We start from the raw sequence: 6,210 nt of genomic DNA, 5'->3' as shown, positions 1-6,210 counted from the left end.
GCTTCGTCCCCCAGTGGGGGGTTTGGGGGGAGACCCCCCAATCCGAGTTTTTCCAAAGAATGATCGCTTTTCCCTTAATTCAGTGCCATTCGTCTTAAGGCGAATGGCACTGAATTAACGAGCCGATCCGCCCCCCAACCCCCAATTCTGGGGGGGCCAGAGTTCAAAGTCCCCCAAAATTGGGGGATGCGAGGGGGCAAATTCCTCAGCAGATCACTTAAGTCAGTGCCATTCGTCTTAAGGCAAGCTGGGTTCCTCTACCGGACGAATAATGGCGGGAGTTTCCTGCTGCGGAGGCTGGAAGATCGCTTGGAGTGCTTGTTCCAAGGTTTGAGCCATGACAATGTGGTTCTCGTAAACCACAATTACTCTCACTAGCGTCGGCAGACTATTCTGTTCCGCTTCCAGATAAAGTGGTTCCACATAAAGGAGCGATCGCTCAATCGGAATCACCAACAGATTACCCTGAATCGCCCGTGACCCCTGGCGATTCCACAAAGAAATTTGCTGAGAAATCACCGGATCTTGATTAATTAATGCTTCTATTTGTTCTGGTCCGTAGACAAGCTCCTGCTTCGGAAACTGATATAACAGTAAATTACCGTATTGGTCACCATCAGAGCGAGCCGCCAGCCATCCAATTAAGTTATTGCGCGTCACCGGAGTATAGGGGTGGAGCAAAATAAACTCTTCTGAGATGGCGGTTGGGAGTCTCATGATCAGATAGTAGGGTTCCACCGGTTGCGATTTAGCCGCGTAAATCTCTTGAGGAATCCGCCACTGGTCTTCCCGATTGTAGAATACCTGCGGGTCGGTCATATGATACGTTAGCAACCGTTCCGATTGGGCGCTGAAAAAGTCCAGAGGATATCGGATATGACTCTGTAGGGTAACAGGCATGGCGCTTAGCGGTTTAAACAGTTCCGGAAAAACCTTGCTCCAGCTCGTAATAATTGGGTCTTGAGGGTCGGCAACGTAAAAATCAGTGGAACCGTTGTAAGCATCGATGACGATTTTGACAGAATTACGGATGTAATTAAAACCATATTTGCCTGGGTCAGAGTAGGGATAGCGATCGCTAGTCGTATAAGCATCGACAATCCAGTAGAGATAATTCTGCCTCTGAGCGCCATCTGAGTGACCAGCACCGGCAGCCACTAAATACGGTTCGCGGTCATACTGAAGAAATGGAGCGATCGCCCGAATCCGTTGGTTAATGTTGCGACGGAACAGCAGCTTAGTTTGAGGCGTAAAATCCCGTGTCAGCAGCATTTGCCAGTCTTTAAGATACTGAGCAAACAAAACTCTTCGCCACAGTGAACCAATCGCAATACCACCTGTGCCTTCGTAGATGTTATAAACATTTTCATCCCCACTGGGATAGTCAAATTCTCTGACTCTCGTGGAAGTCATCACATAAGTGTTGGCAATTTCTCCGTAGTAAATTCGAGGCGCACCAATAGGAATACTGTCCCGAATCAGAGGACTGGATGTGGTTAAAGCGCCCTCAACCCCTCCATCTGCGCCCGTGCCAATATCCTTAACAAAATAGGCTGGGAGTCCCCCTTCGGTAACTGTATTGACAGGGCTGAGAGTAAAACCATAGCCGTGAGTATAAATTAAGTGTCGGTTCACCCAGGTTTTTGCTTGTTGGGGGACACCTTGATAGTCGAATTCCCTCGCGGAAATAACAACTTGTTGTCGTTCCGTCGCCAGCGGTTCCGTAGGAGAGCGATCAGTTTTTTCGGTCTCTTGCCCCTCACCTTCTGTTCTTGGCGCGAGGGGAGAAATACCCTTAGCGTCTACTTTTAGGGTGTAACGGTCAATATCCCCATTGGAAAATCTATAGTAGGGTCGGATTTGTTGCAACTGGCGATTGGTTTGTAGGATAGGGCGCGTATCCCAGAGTCGGATATTACGAATCGTCAGTTCGTTTTTGTCCAGGATGTCGGTAGTGAGTTTGCCTTGGGGATTAAACGTTTCAACTTCAATATCCTCCAGGTCGAATGCGGCTCTGGTTAGGGCAATACTGCGGGCAATATAAGGTCGTTCGACGGCTATTTCATTGGGTTCAACACGGAAGCGTTGCACAGCGGCAGGTAAAACCACACCTGCAACTACACTCACCCCTAGGTACACTCCCAAGGCGATCAGTTCCCTGCGACTACTACTGTGAAAATGCCGGAACCCAAAAATCGTTTGTACGAACAGCCAAAGCGCGATCGCAACCGTTAAGAGGCTCAGTGCTGTATTCACGGGTAGTTGAGCCGTGACATCAGTATAACTAGCACCATAGCTAACGCCACGCGTAGAATACAGCAATTCGTAGCGTGACAGCCAATAGCGGACAGCGACTATTGCCACCGTTCCTGCTCCTAAGGCGTACAAGTGACGCAGTTGACTTTGAGAAAATCCGGGAAATTTCCCGTGGGAAAAACTCTCTCCTGCTAGCAAATAAATCAGCAATACCGCCACTATTCCAAACAGGAAAAGTCCGCCTAACCAAAAGTCAAATAGCTGCCAGACTGGAAAGCTAAAGATATAGAAGCTAATATCACGACCGAAGAGTGGCTCATTAGCTTCAAAGAGGGTGGGGTAGAAGTACAGTAAAATCCGACTCCATTGAGCGGATAGAACCAGCGCAAAGAACAAGGAAAGGACGGAAGCGATCGCGGTTAACCAAAACTGGGAATTCACAATCAGGGAAACTACAACAACCACAAGTACCCCAATTTGCCCAATCTCTTTGTTCCACGGTTGTTGGACTAACGTTTGTACGGATGTCCAATCAAAGGCGGTTGGTAGTGGCGGCGTGACATTGAGCAGGCTCATGTCCCGATGCCATAGCGAGAGGCCAATTTTACCGTAGTGCAGCAGCATCAACCCTACCAGTAAGCTGAGGCAGAACACCACCATGAGGAGCGATCGCATGTTCAGCGGCAGAGAAGACTGTGGAATGTCGGCCTGAAATGCAGTTCCTGTTCCTTCTCTAATGGAGCGAGGGGCTTTTTGGGGTAACGGATGCAGCCTTAATTTCATCCTAGCAAGGCGCTGGCTACTGACCGTGGGTTCCTCAGGTGCAAGTCTAGATATTAAGCTGGTGTCGGAATACTTAAACCGATGGGCAACAGACAAGTTTCCCAGTAAAAATCCAGCCGATGTAACGCACACTATGACCCATACACCAAGCTGACATGCCAATCGTTTGAGGTACGCGGGTAAGTAACCCAGTTCGTTGAACCATAAAACTTCTGCTACCAGGTGAGACAGCAAATCCCAAGCGAACCAGACGCCCAGTAGCACAGTAACGAATCGAAAAATTGGATTCTTGAACGGTCTGCGTTTTTCATTTGTCATTGGTCATTAATGATTGGTCATCCCGCTCAAGGGCATGAATAGACTTATCCTTAGCCTATATCTCTGTTGTACTTATATTTCTTCTCGCAGCTAATTAACGTTTGAACCAGGATGCGAGACCCCGTTCAAACATGGATGCCCTTGTATGGTAAGGCTTGTAACCCAGCGGTTTGAATTCATAATTACGAATTATTCGGTCATAAGTGACAGCGCGATTATCGCCAATCGCCTTGAATGGTAAAAGCGGCCCAATAATAAGGAGACTGCCAATTTTGAGATTTCCACATCTCCAGTTGTGCGGCTCTTAATGCCGATACCGGATTTTGCCCCTCGTTGAGCATCTTCTGGTAAAATTTTGCCATGACTTCAGACGTGGCGACATCATTCACACTCCACAAACTCACCACCACTCGCTTTGACCCTGCATACATAAAGCCTCTTGTCAAGCCCACTAATCCTTCCCCTTTCACGTCTTTCCCTAATCCGGTTTCGCAAGCACTTAACACCACCAGTTCCGCAGGCAAGTTGAGGTTGAAGATGTCGTGCAGGCGCAAAAAGCCGTCTTGGGATTTGCCTTTTTGGTCATAAAGAGACAGCACGATTCCTGATAATTCCGGATTGATGGGGTCGAGTAAGCCGTGAGTGGCAAGGTGGATAATTTGGTATTGGGCTAAATTTGGGTCTGTGGCAGTGGCGCGAGAGGCATTAAAGTCCAAGGCTTGCAAGCGTTTAGCGTCTGGGACGAGGGCGAGGATTTTCTCGGCTTCGGTGCGAGTGAATTGCAATCGGTCAAATACCTTGCCACCTTCCCCTAAACCTAAGTTACGGGAGGCACGAGTTAGGGCGTAGTTGGTGGATGTTTCAGGTGTTGGCTGGGGTGGTTTCCCTGCAACACGAGAGTCGTTGAGAGCGAAGATGGGGTCGGCAATTACCGCTACAGTTTTAGCCACAGGTGAACGGTTTTGCAGTTGTCGGCGTTGAATGGCAAGGGTTGAGGCGGAGGGGAGGGTGATGATTTCGTTTTGGACTAAAAGCGGGGTGTAACCTAACCCCCCCAGCCCCCCTTCCCTCATAGGGAAGGGGGGAGTAGGACTTCCCTCTCGTGAATCCAAGTCTTTGTTCTCCGTCCTCCCTCCGCTTCGGGGGGATTGAGGGGGGTCAAGAGGAATTGTGGAAGAGGACGGGATTGGCAGTGCGGCAAAGGGAACAGATTGCAATGCCCCATCTCCAACAACCAGTAAGCGTTTGTTGCCGAGTTGAGATGCAACGGGGGCGAGAAGCATTTGACTCAGTGGGAGTCCAGTTTCGAGAGTGGCGGCGCTATTGGGGGTGAGAGATTCGCGGAAGGTTTGGGCGGCGGCTTCGATTTCGCTGCGTTTGGGGAGTACATAACTGGTGATGCTGGTTTTGCTGACTGCCCAGAGGTAACTGCGCTCTTCGCCGAGGGAATATTCTAGAAGTAGGGTATCGTCGTCGAGTACCTGTTGTTGAATCTGTTGTAAGGTTAAGGGTTCGGGATATTTCAAGGCAGTGTAGCGGGGGCTGGTAGCGCGAATTTGGGCTTCGAGTTGCTTGAGTTGAGCCAGAACGGTGTCAGTTTTTTGTTTAATTTCGTCGAGTTCTTTTTGAGTATGCTGAGTACTCAAGAGTTCATACTTGCGATGCTCAAAGTCGTTGAGTTGTTGAGTGAGGTTGCGTTCTTGTTCTAGCAGTTTGGGGTCAACCCCAGAGCGGATATCTGCGCTGGCTTCGCTGAGGAGTTCTATAAGACTGCGGGCGCGGGCGCGTTCGCTAATATGCAAGGCTTCAGCATCATATCCGCCATCGGGGTTTTGCTGGTGCAGTTGCATTAACAGGTCGATGTAAAACTGATAGTAATTTTGGTTACGGGCGAAGTAGGATTGCCGCAGTTCTTGGCTGGCGATTTGGGTGCGGAGTGATTCAATAATATTGATGGCGGTTTCGATTTGGGTTTTGGCGGTGGTGAGATTATTTTGTTGGCGGTTGAAGATGGCTTGATTGTAGAGGATGTGTGCTTCTTCAGTTTTGTAACCCAATTGTCGGGATAAAGATAAGGCTTGGTTGTAATAGTCCAAAGCGGTAGAGTTCTGACCTACAGCGGCGTGTATTTTTCCTAGTTGATTGAGGATTGTGGTTTCTTTAACTTTATCGTTTAAGTGTCGGGAGATGAGCAGGGCTTGGTTGTAGGCATTCAGCGCGGTTGCCCATTCTTGGGAGGCGATGTAGGTGCTACCAATGCCAATTAGGGCAGTAGCTTCTGCGGCTAAATTACCTGTGGGGCGAGAGATGAACAGGGCTTGGTTGTAGGAGTGGAGGGCATTTTCCCTTTTTCCTGTAGCCGCGTGAAGATTACCAATGTTGTTGTGGGTGGTGGCTACTGCTCCTTGGTCGTTGAATTGATACAACAAGGGCAAGGCTTGGTTATAGTAATCGAGGGCTGTTTTCGGGTCAGCTAAATCGTTATAGAGTTGACCAAGACTGTTGAGGATAGCGGCTTCTTCTGGTTTAGCAACCGCTTGTTGTGATAATGATAACCCTTGATTGTAGGAATTTAGGGCAGATTGAAATTGACCGAAATTGGCGTAAATTTTACCAATTGATAAAAGAGTGAGTGCAGCTTGAGCGTAATTTCTATCTGCACGATAGAGTGCAAGGGCTTCTTCTAATTTTTGAAGTACGAGTCTTCTTGATTCGATGCTTCCTTGATTAGAAAATTGATTTCCTTTGATAAAGGCTACTTCAGCAGCAGTAACCTTTATTGTTGCGGAGATATCCCATAATCGGGCGGTGTTATCCCCAGCAGTTAGGATTTGGCGACCATCGAGGCTAAAT

The 6,210-nt window shown here is 48.6% G+C and carries 2 protein-coding genes; both read right to left on the bottom strand.

What is annotated here, in order from left to right:
- Positions 1–237: 237 nt before the first annotated feature.
- Positions 238–3,357, bottom strand: coding sequence for a UPF0182 family protein (locus V6C93_RS15875; RefSeq protein ID WP_333477640.1), 3,120 nt, complete (start codon positions 3,355–3,357; stop codon positions 238–240).
- 215 nt (positions 3,358–3,572) lie between these two features.
- On the bottom strand, positions 3,573–6,210 hold a 2,638-nt coding region (locus tag V6C93_RS15870), incomplete at its 5' end, for a CHAT domain-containing tetratricopeptide repeat protein (protein ID WP_333477639.1).

Origin of the sequence: Allocoleopsis sp., from assembly GCF_036703385.1 — a bacterium.
In the GTDB taxonomy this organism is placed as follows: Bacteria; Cyanobacteriota; Cyanobacteriia; order Cyanobacteriales; family Coleofasciculaceae; genus Allocoleopsis.
The sequence above is the reverse complement of the archived record's forward strand: the minus strand, read 5'-3'. Positions and strand labels throughout refer to the sequence as shown.

Excerpts from the sequence above, each read along its gene's own strand:
- V6C93_RS15875 (WP_333477640.1), bottom strand. The coding sequence starts at position 3,357 with ATGACAAATGAAAAACGCAGACCGTTCAAGAATCCAATTTTTCGATTC.